Genomic DNA, 14,165 nt, shown 5'->3' with positions numbered 1-14,165 from the left:
AGCCGCCCTGCCGGGCTGGACGGGAACGCACGAGGTGTGACGGGAACGCACGAGGGCCCGGATGCCGGGGAGCATCCGGGCCCTCGCCCTGTTTCCGCCTGTCCGCTGCCGCCGGCCGACGCTACGGCAGCTGTGCCGCCCGCGCCTCGCGCCGGTTGTCACGGAACGTGTTCACCCGTCGCGCCGTGGCGAACAGCGGGATCACCGCGCCGAGTACCACCTGGAGCACACAGCCCGTCTGGAGCAGCAGCTGACCCCCGGGCGCGTCGAACGCCCATGCGGCGAGCAGCCCCATCGCGGCCACGATCCAGCCGAGCATCGCCACCGCGAGAATGCCCCGCGGCTTCGGGTACTCCACCCGGCTCACCATCAGCCAGGCCACGCCGACGATCGCGAGCAGCGTCGGGATGAAGGGCAGCTCCAGGAGCACGATCGAGACGACCGTCAGCGCTCCGAAGGGGCTCGGCATGCCCTGGAACATGCCGTCCTTCAGCGTCACGCAGGAGAATCTCGCAAGCCTGAGCACCACCGCCAGCAACACGACGATCGCCGCCAGCGCCGACACCCGCTGATGGGCGTCGTCGGCGACCATGCCGTACACGAGCACGAAGTAGGCCGGCGCGAGCCCGAAGCTGATCAGGTCCGAGAGGTTGTCCAGCTCGGCGCCCATCGGCGAGGAGCGCAGCTTGCGCGCCACGAGTCCGTCGAACAGGTCGAAGATCGCGGCCATCAGCATGAGGATCACGGCGGTGGCGGCGGAGTGCCGGGCCATGCCCGTCTCGTCGCTGCCCGTGAGGTGCGGGATCAGAATGCCCGTGGTGGTGAAGTACACCGCCATGAACCCGCACGTCGCGTTACCGAGCGTGAGCGTGTCCGCTATCGACAGCCGCATCGACAGCGGCATGTCCTCCGTGCCGTCGGTGTCGCTCTCCTCGTCGGCCTCGGGTACCCAGCCGGCCTTGGTATCAGGATCAATCACGGTCAATTCGAGTCACCCCCGCGGTGGTGGCCTGACCGACCTCGACCGCGACATCGATACCCTCCGGGAGGTAGATGTCCACGCGTGAGCCGAAGCGGATCAGGCCGATGCGCTCGCCCTGCTCCACCTTGGTGCCCTCGGGGAGGTACGGCACGATCCGACGGGCGACCGCTCCCGCGATCTGCACCATCTCGATGTCGCCGAGCTCGGTGTCGAAGTGCCAGACAACGCGCTCGTTGTTCTCGCTCTCCTTGTTGAACGCCGGAACGAACCCGCCCGGGATGTGCTCGACCGACGTCACGGTGCCGGCCAGGGGCGCGCGGTTGACGTGGACGTTGAGCGGGCTCATGAAGATCGCGACGCGGGTGCGCCCGTCCTTCCACGGCATGATGCTCTGCACCACACCGTCGGCCGGGGAGATGACCCGGCCGTCAGTGATCTCGCGCTCGGGGTCACGGAAGAACCACAGCATGCCCGCCGCGAGCGCGGTGGTGGGCACAGCCACTGCCGCCCAGCGCCCCGACTTGCGGGCGCGGGCCAGGCTGAGGGCTGCGGTGGCGACGGTCGGCAGGAGCCACGGCGATGCTCCGCGGGCGATGCGGACCCCGCCGCGGGGTGCAGAGATAGGGCTGTCGGGCATGGATGACCTTCGTAGCGGATGATGCCGCGCTGGCAACGGGGGACGGCGGCTTTCCGGCGATGCTATCGGTTGCCGGGCGCAACTGGGCAAGCCAGCAGCCGAGTCGGACGGCGGAAAGGCACCCGCCGAGGATGACCCGGTGTGATGTTCTTCGCCACCAAATCATCTCGAAAGGGACAATCAGCCCTGGAATCGGTACTCCTCCAAGAGGCGCCGGCCAATGATCATTTTCTGGATCTCGGCGGTACCTTCACCGATCAGCAGCATCGGAGCCTCACGGTAGAGGCGCTCGATCTCGTACTCCTTGGAGAAGCCGTAACCGCCGTGGATACGGAAGGCGTCCTCGACGACTTCCTTGCAGTACTCGGAGGCGAGGTACTTCGCCATCCCTGCCTCCAGGTCGTTTCGTTCCCCGGAGTCCTTTTTGCGTGCCGCATTGACCATCATCGCATGAGCGGCTTCGACCTTGGTGGCCATTTCGGCCAGTTTGAACTGGATCGCCTGGTGCTGGGCGATCGGTTTGCCGAAGGTGTGGCGCTGCTGTGCGTACGAAACGCCCAGCTCGAATGCACGCTGTGCGACACCGCAACCACGTGCGGCGACATTCACCCGCCCGACTTCGACGCCGTCCATCATTTGGTAAAACCCTCGGCCGGTCGTGCCCCCGAGGACGCGATTGGCCGGAACGCGCAGGTCGTCCATGATGAGCTCGGTCGTGTCGACGCCCTTGTAGCCCATCTTGTCGATCTTCCCGGGGATGGTCAGGCCGGGCCGGACCTCTCCGAAGCCGGGCTCCTTCTCGACGAGGAAGGTCGTCATCGACTTGTGGGGCGCGGTGCCCTCCGGGTGGCCTTCGTCACTTCGGCAGAGCACGGCCACCAGATTCGACGTTCCGCCGTTCGTCAGCCACATCTTCTGGCCGTTGAGAACGTACTCGTCGCCGTCCCTGACGCCCTTCGACGAAATCGCCGAGACGTCCGAGCCGAGCGCCGGCTCGGACATCGAGAACGCGCCCCGCACCTCGCCGAGCGCCATCCGCGGCAGGAACGTGTCCTTCTGCTCCTGGGTGCCGTGCTGCTTGAGCATGTAGGCCACGATGAAATGCGTGTTGATGATGCCCGACACGCTCATCCAGCCGCGCGCGATCTCCTCCACGCACAGCGCGTAGGTGAGCAGCGACTCACCCAGACCCCCGTACTCCTCGGGGATCATCAGCCCGAACAGGCCGAGTTCCTTGAGCCCCTCGACGATTTCCGTGGGGTACTCGTCGCGGTGCTCCAGCTGGGTCGCGACCGGAATGATCTCCTTGTCGACGAAATCCCGGACCGTGGCGAGGATTTCCCGCTGGATGTCGTTCAGACCGGCGGTCTGGGCGAGTCGCGTCATGGCTGCTTCTCCTGTGGCTTCACACGGTTAGTTGGACGGCGTCGGGCGGCCCGGCTGTTCGCCGCCGCGCTCCTTGATGTACGTCTCGGTGGGAACCATCACCTTGCGCCGGAACACGCAGACCACGGTGCCGTCCTGCTTGTAGCCCCTGGTCTCCACGTACACGATCCCGCGGTCGTTCTTGGACTTCGACGGGGTCTTGTCCAGCACGGTCGTCTCACCGTAGATCGTGTCGCCGTGGAAGGTCGGCGCGATGTGCTTCAGCGATTCGACCTCCAGGTTGGCGATGGCCTTCCCGGAGACGTCCGGCACCGACATGCCGAGCAGCAGCGAGTAGACGTAGTTGCCGACGACGACGTTCTTCCCGAAGTCGGTCGTCTTCTCCGCGTAGTTGCTGTCCATGTGCAGCGGGTGGTGATTCATGGTCAGCAGGCAGAAGAGGTGGTCGTCGTACTCCGTGACCGTCTTCCCGGGCCAGTGCTTGTAGACGGCACCGACCTCGAACTCCTCAAAAGTGCGTCCGAACTGCATGATCAGGCCTCCGGTGCTTCGAACTTGGAGGTGCGCTGCATTCCGGCGGCCCGGCCCTTGCCCGCGATCACCAGTGCCATCTTGCGGCTGGCCTCGTCGATCATCTCGTCGCCGAGCATCGCGGAGCCCTTCTTGCCGCCCTCCTCGGAGGTGCACCAGTCGTACGCGTCGAGGATCAGCTCGGCGTGGTCGTAGTCCTCCTGCGAGGGCGAGAACACCTCGTTGGCCGCGTCGACCTGACCCGGGTGCAGCACCCACTTGCCGTCGAAGCCGAGGGCGGCGGCGCGGCCGGCGACCTCGCGGTAGGCGTCCACGTCACGGATCTGGAGGAACGGGCCGTCGATCGCCTGGAGGTCGTGCGTACGGGCCGCCATCAGGATGCGCATCAGGATGTAGTGGTAGGCGTCCGCCGGGTAGCCGGGCGGCTGCTGGCCGACGACCAGGGTCTTCATGTTGATCGAGGCCATGAAGTCGGCCGGGCCGAAGATCAGCGTCTCCAGGCGGGGCGAGGCGGCGGCGATGTCGTCGATGTTCACCAGGCCCTTGGCGTTCTCGATCTGCGCCTCGATGCCGATCTTCCCGACCTCGAAGCCCATCGTCTTCTCGATCTGGGTCAGCAGCAGGTCCAGCGCCACGACCTGCTGGGCGTCCTGGACCTTCGGCAGCATGATGCAGTCGAGGTTCGGCCCCGCGCCCTCGACGACCGTGATGACGTCCCGGTACGTCCAGTGCGTGGTCCAGTCGTTGACCCGCACGACCCGGGTCTTGCCGCTCCAGTCACCGTTGTTCAGCGCGTCCACGATGGTGTGGCGGGCGCCCTCCTTGGCGAGCGGCGCGCAGGCGTCCTCCAGGTCGAGGAAGACCTGGTCAGCCGGGAGCCCCTGGGCCTTCTCCAGGAAGCGCGGGTTCGAGCCCGGCACGGCCAGACACGAGCGCCGGGGGCGCAGCCGGTTCACGGGGGTGGTGGGCGTGGTCATGCGGAGACCTCCAGGGGGTCGAGCTTGTTCGCTTTCCGGATCTCGTCGACGATACGGCCGATGATCTCGGTGATGCCGAAGTCCTTCGGGGTGAAGACGGCCGCCACACCGGCTTCGATGAGCGCGGCGGCGTCGGCCGGCGGGATGATGCCGCCCGCGATCACCGGGATGTCGGGGGCCCCGGCCTCGCGCAGCCGGTGCAGGACGTCGGGCACCAGCTCCGCGTGCGAGCCGGAGAGGATGGAGAGCCCCACGCAGTGCACGTCCTCGGCCAGCGCCGCGTCGGTGATCTGCTCGGGGGTCAGTCGGATCCCCTGGTAGACCACCTCGAACCCGGCGTCCCTGGCCCGTACGGCGATCTGCTCGGCCCCGTTGGAGTGCCCGTCCAGGCCCGGCTTGCCGACCAGCAGCCGCAGCCGCCCCACGCCCAGGTCGGCTGCGGTGCGGGTGACCTTCTCGCGGACCAGGGCGAGCGTGCTGCCCGGCTCGGCGCTGACCGCCACCGGGGCCGAGGAGACCCCGGTGGGTGCGCGGAACTCGCCGAAGACGTCCCGCAGCGCCCAGGACCACTCGCCGGTGGTGACGCCCGCGCGGGCGCACTCGACGGTGGCCTCCATCATGTTCTCGGTGCCCGCCGCCGCCTTCTTCAGCGCGGCCAGCGCCTCGGAGGCGCGCGCCTCGTCGCGGTTGTCCCGCCACTCGTGCAGGGCGGCGACGACGCGGGCCTCGTTCTCGGGGTCGACCGTCATGATCGCGCCGTCGAGGTCGGCGGTGAGCGGGTTGGGCTCGGTCGTCTCGTAGATGTTGACGCCGACGATCTTCTCCTCGCCGCCCTCGATCCGGGCCCGGCGCGCCGCGTGCGAGGAGACCAGCTCCGACTTGAGGTAGCCGGACTCGACGGCCGCCATCGCGCCGCCCATCTGCTGGATCCGGTCGATCTCCGCCAGCGACTCCTCGACCAGCGAGTCCACCTTCGCCTCGATGACGTGCGAACCGGCGAAGATGTCCTCGTACTCCAGCAGGTCGCTCTCGTGCGCCAGCACCTGCTGGATCCGCAGCGACCACTGCTGGTCCCAGGGCCGGGGCAGGCCCAGCGCCTCGTTCCAGGCCGGCAGCTGTACGGCGCGGGCGCGGGCGTCCTTGGAGAGCGTGACGGCCAGCATCTCCAGGACGATGCGCTGGACGTTGTTCTCCGGCTGCGCCTCGGTCAGCCCGAGGGAGTTGACCTGGACGCCGTAGCGGAAACGGCGCTGCTTGGCGTCGGTGATGCCGTACCGCTCGCGGGTGACGCGGTCCCAGATGCGGCCGAAGGCGCGCATCTTGCACATCTCCTCGATGAAGCGGACGCCCGCGTTCACGAAGAACGAGATCCGGGCGACCACGTCACCGAACTTCTCCTCGGGCACCTGGCCCGAGTCGCGGACCGCGTCGAGCACCGCGATGGCGGTCGACATGGCGTACGCGATCTCCTGGACCGGGGTGGCCCCCGCCTCCTGGAGGTGGTAGCTGCAGATGTTGATCGGGTTCCACTTGGGGATGCGGTTGACCGTGTACGTGATCATGTCCGTGGTCAGCCGCAGGGAGGGCACCGGCGGGAAGACGTGCGTCCCGCGCGAGAGGTACTCCTTCACGATGTCGTTCTGCGTCGTCCCCTGGAGCTTTTCGGGGTCGGCCCCCTGCTCCTCCGCGACCACCTGGTAGAGCGCCAGCAGCCACATGGCGGTCGCGTTGATCGTCATCGAGGTGTTCATCTGCTCCAGGGGGATGTCCTGGAACAGCCGCCGCATGTCACCGAGGTGCGAGACGGGAACACCGACACGGCCCACCTCGCCGCGGGCGAGGATGTGGTCCGGGTCGTATCCGGTCTGCGTCGGCAGATCGAAGGCGACCGAGAGACCCGTCTGGCCCTTGGCGAGGTTGCGGCGGTACAGCTCGTTGGACGCCTCGGCGGTCGAGTGACCGGCGTACGTCCGCATGAGCCAGGGCCGGTCCTTCTGACGTTCGTTCATCGGGGAACCTCAGACGTTGCGGAAGCGGTTGATGGCGTCGATGTGCTGCTCGCGCATTTCCTCGTTGCGCACGCCGAGACCCTCCCGGGGGGCCAGCGCCAGGACGCCGACCTTCCCCTGGTGCAGGTTGCGGTGGACGTCGTACGCGGCCTGGCCGGTGTCCTGAAGGGAGTAGACCTTGGAGAGCGTCGGGTGGATCTTGCCCTTGGCGATCAGGCGGTTGGCCTCCCACGCCTCGCGGTAGTTGGCGAAGTGGGAGCCGACGATCCTCTTGAGCGACATCCACAGGTAGCGGTTGTCGTACTCGTGGTTGTAGCCCGAGGTGGAGGCGCAGGTGACGATCGTGCCGCCCTTGCGGGTGACGTAGACGCTCGCGCCGAAGGTCTCGCGGCCGGGGTGCTCGAAGACGATGTCGACGTCCTCGCCGCCGGTCAGCTCGCGGATGCGCTTGCCGAGCCGCTTCCACTCCCTGGGGTCCTGGGTGTGCTCGTCCTTCCAGAACTTGTAGCCCTCGGCGTTGCGGTCGATGACCGCGTCCGCGCCCATGGCGCGGCAGATGTCGGCCTTCTCCGGGCTGGAGACGACACAGATCGGGTTGGCGCCGCCGGCCAGCGCGAACTGGGTGGCGTAGGAGCCGAGTCCGCCGCTGGCGCCCCAGATCAGCACGTTGTCGCCCTGCTTCATGCCCGCGCCGTTGCGCGAGACGAGCTGGCGGTACGCGGTGGAGTTGACCAGGCCCGGGGCGGCGGCCTCCTCCCAGCTGAGGTGCTGGGGCTTGGGCATCAGCTGGTTGGACTTGACGAGCGCGATCTCCGCCAGGCCGCCGAAGTTGGTCTCGAAGCCCCAGATCCGCTGCTCGGGGTCGAGCATCGTGTCGTTGTGGCCGTCGGAGGACTCCAGTTCGACCGAGAGGCAGTGCGCGACGACCTCGTCGCCCGGGTTCCAGGCGTTCACGCCGGGGCCGGTGCGCAGGACGACGCCCGCCAGGTCGGAGCCGATGACGTGGTACGGCAGGTCGTGGCGCTTGGTCAGCTCGCTGAGCCTGCCGTAGCGCTCGAGGAAGCTGAACGTCGACACCGGCTCGAAGATCGAGGTCCAGACGGAGTTGTAGTTCACCGAACTGGCCATCACGGCGACCAGGGCCTCGCCGGGGCCGAGTTCGGGGACCGGGACGTCGTCCAGGTGGATCGACTTGCGGGGGTCCTTGTCACGGGTGTCGAGCCCCGCGAACATTTCCGCCTCGTCCTTGTGCACGGTGATCGCGCGGTAGGACTCGGGGAGGGACAGGGCCGCGAAGTCCGCGGCGGTGCTGTCCTGCGATTGGATCGCGTCCAGGATTTCCTTCACGGTGTTGCCTCCGGTGATGCGGCGTCGAGGGAACGCTTGAGGGGCCCTGCTGGCAGGGGAGGGGTGCGGTGTGGAGGTGTTTGCCGTCGGTTCGGCGGGTGGAGCTCGGCTTTGCCCGGTGGAGCAAGAAGGGTGCCTGTGACGCAGGCGTCCGGGCGCGCAGCACGGTGGTTGCGGGGACAGCCGGCGTACGTGTGAGGTCTCAGCACGCCGGCCGCCCGGACACCTTCAACGTATGGCACTCTGTGACACCTGACAAGGCACCCAGTGCCAACAATTTCTCTCACTTGTCATCTCGTAGGCACGCATGAGCAACACGATGGGCGTTACGGGACGTTCTGTCCTGCTGGCGGGCGGCTATCGTGCCGCGCGGTACACGTACGGCGTCGTCGTGCCGAGCGCCGAGAATCCGAGCCGGGCCAGGATCGGGGCCGACAGGTCGCTCGCGTCGACCTGGAGGTAGCGGTAGCCGCGCTCGGCGGCCACCGCGGCCCGGTGGGCGACCAGGGCCCGGTACAGGCCCCTGCCGCGCCACTCGGCGACCGTTCCGCCGCCCCAGAGGCCGGCGAAGCCCGTGCCGGGGTACAGCTCCATACGGGCCGAGCTGACCGGTTCCTCTCCGGCCGTCGCCACGATCGCCACGAAGTCGTCCCCGGCCTGCTCCAACCGCGCCAGCACCTGGCGGCGCAGCCGGCCGGCGTCCGTGCCGAAGGCCCGCTCGTGGGCCCGGGCCATCAGCTCGACCCCGGCCGCGTCGGTCACCGGGCGCAGGACGACGCCCTCGGGGACCCCGGACCCGGGCCGGGAGGCCGGCGCCTCGACGGGGGCGACCAGCAGGGTCTCCGGCGGGTCCGGTACGAATCCGGCCGCCCGCAGCCGGTCGCCCAGATCGGCGGGCCGGTCATGCGAGTAGAGCTTCCACTCGAACTCCTCGTGACCGAGCGCGGTGTAGTGCTCGATCTGGGCCCTGATCGCCGCGTCGGCCCCCGCGGCGTCCAGGGCCGGGTCCGACCAGACGACCCCGTTCCAGTCCTCGGGGCCGCCGACCTGGCGCACCAGGGGGCCGGCGCGCTCCACGCGTACGCCGGGCCCCTCCGGGCGGGCGTGCTCGCGCATCGCGCGGTCGAACAGGTCACGTGTCTCGGTCGGCCGCATCCTCGCACCTCAGCACAGCGGTGATCGGTAAACCAACGGGTTTCGGCCGCCGCCCACAAGGAACGGCTCGGTGCGGACGCGTCGAAAGCCCAGCTGGGGGCAGGTGTCCGGAGTCAATTGATCATGAAGTGGTGAGGAAGCAGAGGTGCGGCACCGATGGCGATACCGACCCGCGGACGGAGCATCCGGGAGCGACGCGCTTCTTTCGACCTCCGGCGCACCACCTTCGGGTTCGCGCTGTGCGCGCTGATCCTCGCGGGCGGCGGCATGGCGCTGCGGGCCGCCTGGCGCGGCACCGGGCTCCCTCCGGTCGCCGCCGCGCTGTCGGCCGTCCTGGCCCTCGCAGCCGCCTTCGTGGTGCTGCGCCGCCGCCGTCGGGCGCGCCGGGTCGCGGCGGCCGTCACGGATGCGGCGTACCGGATCGTCGACGCGGGCGTCGCGGAGCTGGACGCCGCGGAAGCGGCTCGCGCCCAGGCCCGTCCCGAGCCCCCGGAGCCCGCCGGTCCGGTCGACCACGCGGAGCTGGACCCGTACGCCTTCGAGGAGGCCGTGGCCGAACTCTGCCGGCGCGACGGCTGCCCGGACGCCGAGGTGGTGGGCGGCGCCGGCGACCTGGGCGCGGACGTCCTCGCGACCACCCCGGACGGCCGCCGCCTGGTCGTCCAGTGCAAGCGCTACGGCCCGGAGAACCGGGCCGGCTCCCAGGACCTCCAGCGGTTCGGCGGCACCTGCTACGCGGTGCACGAAGCGGACATCGCGCTCGTCGTCTCCACCGGAGGCTTCACCGAACCCGCGCTCGACTACGCGGAGCAGTGCGCCATTCTCTGCTACGGCCCCGAGGAGCTGGCGGCCTGGAGCGAGGGCGGCGCACCGCCGCCCTGGGAGACGGCGGCGGTCCCCGCCGAAGGACCGGCCGCAGGGCTCAGCGGTCCTTGAGCGCCTGCTGGATCGTCCGCATGACCTCGTCCAGCGGGGCGTCGGTGCGCGCCACCGCGACGAGGACCTCGCCTTCCGCGGCCACCGTCGCCGCCGGGGCGCGCTCGGGCTCGGCCCCCGCGGTCCGGCCCGCGCCGATGCCCGTGCCGAAGGTGTCGCGCACGATGGCGAAGGCGCGGTCGAGCTGGGCCTCCACGTCGCCCTGGCCGCCCGCCCGCAGCCAGCGTCGCAGCACATGGTTGTGCGCGGTGACCACGGCGGACGCTGCGACCTCAGCGAGCAGCGGGTCGTCGTTGCCCACGTGGTGGTCGCGCTCGTCGAAGTGGCCCAGGAGATAGCGGGTGAACAGCCGCTCGTAGCGGGCCACCGACGCGATCTCGGCCTCCCGGAGGGTCGGCACCTCACGGGTCAGTTTGTAGCGGGCCACGGAGACGGCGGGCTTGGCCGCGTACATCTTCATGACTTCCTTGATGCCGCGGCAGACGGTGTCGAGCGGGTGCTCGTGCGCGGGGGCGGCGTTGAGGACGGCCTCGGCCCTGACGAGGGTGTCGTCGTGGTCCGGGAAGATGGCCTCTTCCTTGGAACGGAAGTGGCGGAAAAAGGTCCGCCGGGCGACACCCGCGGCGCCCGCGATCTCGTCGACGGTGGTCGCCTCGTAGCCCTTCGTGGCGAAGAGCTCCATCGCGGCGGCGGCCAGTTCGCGGCGCATCTTGAGCCGTTGGGCGGCGGCGCGCGTCCCCGCGGTGGTGGTCTCCGGGGCGTCGTTCGCGGCGGTGGCACGGGGTGACTTGGCGGGCTGGGACATGGCATGAACGTAACGCATCGGTGCAGGAGAGCGCGCCTGCGGGGGCGGGCCGCCGGAGGGTCCCAGCAGCCCGCCCCACCCGGCTCCCGGGTCAGCGACGGGCATATTCGCGGAAGCCGCGCCCCGTCTTGCGGCCGAGGCAGCCCGCGGCGACCAGGTGCTCGAGCAGCGGCGCGGGCGCGAGGCCCGGGTCGCGGAACTCCTTGTGCAGCACCTTCTCGATGGCCAGCGAGACGTCCAGGCCGACCACGTCGAGCAGTTCGAACGGGCCCATCGGGTAGCCGCCGCCCAGCTTCATCGCCGCGTCGATGTCGTCCAGCGAGGCGTAGTGCTCCTCGACCATCTTGATCGCGTTGTTCAGGTACGGGAACAGCAGCGCGTTCACGATGAACCCGGCCCGGTCCCCGCAGTCCACCGGGTGCTTGCGGATCTTCGCGCACACCGCGCGGACCGTGGCGTGCACATCGTCGGCGGTCAGGACGGTGCGGACGACCTCGACCAGCTTCATCGCGGGCGCCGGGTTGAAGAAGTGCATCCCGATCACGTCCTCGGGGCGCGCGGTCGCCCGGGCGATGGCGACGACCGGCAGCGAGGAGGTGGTGGTGGCGAGCACCGCACCCGGCCGGCAGACCTTGTCCAGCGAGGCGAACAGCTGCTGCTTGATCTCCAGGTCCTCGGCGACCGCCTCGACGGCGAGGTCGACCTCGGCGAACGCGTCCAGCGAACCGGCCGCCGTGATCCGGGCCAGCGTCTCGTCCCGGGCCTCGGCGGTCAGCCGCCCCTTGGTCACCGAGCGCTCCAGCGACTTCGCGATCCGGCCCTTGGCGACGTCGGCCTTCTCCTGGGTCCTGGCCGCCAGCACCACACCGTATCCGGCCTTCGCGAAGACCTCGGCGATGCCCGAGGCCATCGTCCCGGAGCCCGCGACCCCGACGGACGCCACCTCGCGCCCCGCCCCGGAGGCGGTGTCGGCCGCCGGGGTCAGCGCGTCGGGCACCACGTCCTGGCCGCCCGGGGCGTCGTACGTGTAGAAACCGCGCCCGGCCTTGCGGCCGGTCAGGCCCGCACTGCTGAGCTGCCCGAGGACGGGGGCCGGGGCGTGCAGCCGGTCGTGCGACTCGGCGTACATGGCCTCCAGGACGGTGCGGGCGGTGTCGATCCCGATCAGGTCCAGCAGGGCGAGGGGCCCCATCGGCAGCCCGCAGCCCAGCTTCATCGCCGCGTCGATGTCCTCGCGGGAGGCGTAGTTCGCCTCGTACATCGCGGCGGCCTGGTTGAGATAGCCGAAGAGCAGCCCGTCCGCGACGAACCCGGGCCGGTCGCCGACCGCGACGGGCTCCTTGCCCAGCTCCCGGGCCAGCCTGGTGACGGCCTCGACGGCGGGCGGCGCGGTCAGCACCGAGGAGACCACCTCGACCAGCTTCATCGCGGGCGCCGGGTTGAAGAAGTGCAGGCCGAGGACGCGCTCGGGGTGCTGGGACTCGGCTGCCAGCCGGGTCACCGACAGGGCGTTGGTGCCGGTCGCCAGGATCGCGGTGGGGGAGACGACCGCGTCGAGCTCCCGGAACACCTGCTGCTTGATCTCGTACGTCTCCGGCACCACCTCGATGACCAGCTCGGCCTTGGCGGCGGTGCGCAGGTCGTCGGACGTACGGAAGCGGGCGAGGGCGTCGCTCCGCTTTTGCTCGGTGATCCGTCCACGGCCCACGGCCCGCGCGGTGGACGCTTCGAGGGAGGCGACGGCCCCCAGGGCGGCGGCCTCGCTGATGTCGATGCCGATGACCTCGCGGCCCGCCAGGGCCAGGACCTCGGCGATGCCGGTGCCCATGGTGCCGAGGCCGACGACGGCGATGGTGGAGAGAGGGGTGTCCATCACGGGACTCCAGGGTGAGTGACGACTGTGGGAGCACGGAAACGCGCGGCGATGAGGGAGCGGCGCGTGGCGTACGGAAGCTGCGTGTCGTGGAGCACGAGGCCGGGGCGCACGGAGCGCGCCCGGCCGTGAGGGGTGACGGACTCTGTCCCGGAGTCACGTCGCACGGAAAAGCCGAACCGACAAGCTCTCCGGATGGCTGCGTCACCAGGCCACCGGAGCCTGCGGGGAGTGTGCCCCGCTCAGATGAGACTAACCGGCGAGTAACGAGCGCGCCACCCCTGGATCCTTGTGCCCTGGACCACATGGACTCCCCGATGCCGCCCCGTGCGGAGCGTGTCCGTCGATACGCTGAGCGTCATGGATGAGGAGTTCCGTTCACTCATGGACCGGCTGGAACCCGAGGCGGCCGGGTCGCCGCAGTACGCCCGGCTGGTCGCCGCCGAGGACCCCGAGGAGCTGGCCCGCGTCCTCGTGGAGCCGCACCGCCCCCTGTGGGCCCGCGAGATGGCCGCCTTCCGGCTCGGCTGCGCGGGCGACCCGCGGGCCTTCGAGGCGCTGGTGCTCCTGCTCAACCACCGCGACCCCGAACGCTGCGTCTCCGCCGCCCACGCCCTGGCCCGCCTGAACGACCCCCGCACCCCGCGGGCCGCCGCCGCCCTCGCCACCAACGCGCTGCGCACCGCATACGCCCTGCACCCGGTGCGCCTGCTGACCGACCTGCGGGCACCCGAATCGGTGCCCGCCCTGGTCGCCACCCTCCAACGCCTGCTGGCCCCCGGTGAACCGCACTGGCGCGTCGCCCTCGCCTGCGTCGAGGGTCTGGGCCGCCTCGCCGACGAACAGGCCCGCCCGGTCCTCACGGCGGCCCTCCCGCATCCGCGCCTCGGTACGGCGGCTGCTCAGGCGCTCAGCCGGCTGCCGGGGGAGTGAGCGGGCGGACGTAGCGCACCTCGGGCACCATGGCCCCGCCCGCCTCGAAGTCCTCCTCGGCGCCGTCCGGCCGGAACCCGGCACGCTCGTAGAACCGGCGCGCCGCCGCGTTCTCCCGGAGCACCCACAGCGCCATCTCCGGGTGCCCCGCGGCGACGGCCCGGGCCGTCAGTTCGGCCAGCAGGGCGCGGCCGGTCCCGGTCCCGATGTGCTCGGGCAGTACGTAGATCGCGTACAGCTCGCACCCGGGGAGCGGGCGGCCCTCCGCGCGGTGCGGGCCGGTGCAGGCCCAGCCGGTCACCGTGCCGTCGGGGCGTTCCGCCACCACGTTGACGGCCTCGCCGCGCTCGGCGAAGTACGCGCGGCGCTGCCCGGTCTCGCGGCCGATGTCCATCGCGTCCAGGTACGGCTGCGGAATCATGCCCCGGTACGCGTGCTGCCAGCCGCGCACCCGGATCGCGGCGACCGCCTCGCAGTCCTCGATCCGCATGTCGCGGATCGTGGCGCCGGGCGGGTGCGGGGGAGTGGTGGAGTGCCTCATGCCGGGCAATCATCGCCCACCCCCTCGCATTCCGCCCGCCGTTTTCACCGGTG

General features: G+C 70.3%; 13 protein-coding genes. 2 read left to right on the top strand and 11 right to left on the bottom strand.

Annotated elements, in window-relative coordinates; translation table 11 throughout:
• Positions 1–121: 121 nt before the first annotated feature.
• From pssA to IG90_RS0125420, 8 genes are all read right to left on the bottom strand, one after another.
• On the bottom strand, positions 122–985 hold the full coding sequence (pssA, locus tag IG90_RS0125455) for a CDP-diacylglycerol--serine O-phosphatidyltransferase (RefSeq protein ID WP_209443572.1): 864 nt from the start codon (positions 983–985) through the stop codon (positions 122–124).
• The gene (locus IG90_RS0125450; RefSeq protein WP_030588983.1) at positions 972–1,619 is read right to left on the bottom strand and encodes a phosphatidylserine decarboxylase; all 648 of its coding nucleotides are present in this window, start codon (positions 1,617–1,619) and stop codon (positions 972–974) included. The genes pssA and IG90_RS0125450 overlap by 14 nt, the downstream gene beginning before the upstream one ends.
• A 180-nt stretch (positions 1,620–1,799) precedes the next feature.
• Positions 1,800–3,005, bottom strand: a complete 1,206-nt coding sequence (locus IG90_RS0125445; protein WP_030588980.1) for an acyl-CoA dehydrogenase family protein — start codon at positions 3,003–3,005, stop codon at positions 1,800–1,802.
• A gap of 27 nt (positions 3,006–3,032) precedes the next feature.
• Positions 3,033–3,536 carry a MaoC family dehydratase gene (locus tag IG90_RS0125440; RefSeq protein WP_030588977.1) on the bottom strand — a complete coding sequence of 168 codons (504 nt, stop codon included), beginning with the start codon at positions 3,534–3,536 and terminating at the stop codon, positions 3,033–3,035.
• A 2-nt stretch (positions 3,537–3,538) separates the two neighbouring features.
• The gene (locus tag IG90_RS0125435; RefSeq protein ID WP_018513489.1) at positions 3,539–4,513 is read right to left on the bottom strand and encodes an HpcH/HpaI aldolase/citrate lyase family protein; all 975 of its coding nucleotides are present in this window, start codon (positions 4,511–4,513) and stop codon (positions 3,539–3,541) included.
• Positions 4,510–6,522, bottom strand: a complete 2,013-nt coding sequence (locus IG90_RS0125430; protein ID WP_030588975.1) for a protein meaA — start codon at positions 6,520–6,522, stop codon at positions 4,510–4,512. Before IG90_RS0125430 ends, IG90_RS0125435 begins: the two co-directional genes overlap by 4 nt.
• A 9-nt stretch (positions 6,523–6,531) precedes the next feature.
• The gene (gene ccrA, locus IG90_RS0125425; protein WP_030588973.1) at positions 6,532–7,869 is read right to left on the bottom strand and encodes a crotonyl-CoA carboxylase/reductase; all 1,338 of its coding nucleotides are present in this window, start codon (positions 7,867–7,869) and stop codon (positions 6,532–6,534) included.
• Positions 7,870–8,226: 357 nt separating this feature from the next.
• Entirely contained in the window at positions 8,227–9,024 is a 798-nt protein-coding gene (locus IG90_RS0125420) for a GNAT family N-acetyltransferase (protein ID WP_030588970.1), read from the bottom strand.
• Positions 9,025–9,180: 156 nt separating this feature from the next.
• On the opposite strand from IG90_RS0125420, the gene IG90_RS0125415 reads away from it, so the two are divergent.
• The gene (locus IG90_RS0125415) at positions 9,181–9,960 is read left to right on the top strand and encodes a restriction endonuclease (protein ID WP_030588968.1); all 780 of its coding nucleotides are present in this window, start codon (positions 9,181–9,183) and stop codon (positions 9,958–9,960) included.
• Here the strand turns inward: IG90_RS0125415 and IG90_RS0125410 are convergent.
• On the bottom strand, positions 9,947–10,765 hold the full coding sequence (locus tag IG90_RS0125410; RefSeq protein ID WP_030588966.1) for a TetR family transcriptional regulator: 819 nt from the start codon (positions 10,763–10,765) through the stop codon (positions 9,947–9,949). The two genes, IG90_RS0125415 and IG90_RS0125410, sit on opposite strands and share 14 nt — an antisense overlap.
• Before the next feature lie 91 nt (positions 10,766–10,856).
• Positions 10,857–12,638: a 3-hydroxyacyl-CoA dehydrogenase family protein gene (locus tag IG90_RS0125405; RefSeq protein WP_030588965.1), complete on the bottom strand. Its 1,782-nt coding sequence runs from the start codon at positions 12,636–12,638 to the stop codon at positions 10,857–10,859.
• A 360-nt stretch (positions 12,639–12,998) separates the two neighbouring features.
• On the opposite strand from IG90_RS0125405, the gene IG90_RS0125400 reads away from it, so the two are divergent.
• A complete protein-coding gene (locus tag IG90_RS0125400; protein ID WP_411572646.1) occupies positions 12,999–13,571 on the top strand; it encodes an adenylosuccinate lyase in 573 nt (190 codons plus the stop codon).
• Here the strand turns inward: IG90_RS0125400 and IG90_RS0125395 are convergent.
• Positions 13,549–14,112 carry a GNAT family N-acetyltransferase gene (locus IG90_RS0125395; protein ID WP_030588961.1) on the bottom strand — a complete coding sequence of 188 codons (564 nt, stop codon included), beginning with the start codon at positions 14,110–14,112 and terminating at the stop codon, positions 13,549–13,551. The two genes, IG90_RS0125400 and IG90_RS0125395, sit on opposite strands and share 23 nt — an antisense overlap.
• Between the last annotated feature and the right edge of the window lie 53 nt (positions 14,113–14,165).

Origin of the sequence: Streptomyces anulatus, from assembly GCF_000721175.1 — a bacterium.
In the GTDB taxonomy this organism is placed as follows: Bacteria; Actinomycetota; Actinomycetes; order Streptomycetales; family Streptomycetaceae; genus Streptomyces; species Streptomyces anulatus_C.
Note: the sequence above shows the minus strand (reverse complement) of the source record. Positions and strands in the feature narration are given on the sequence as shown.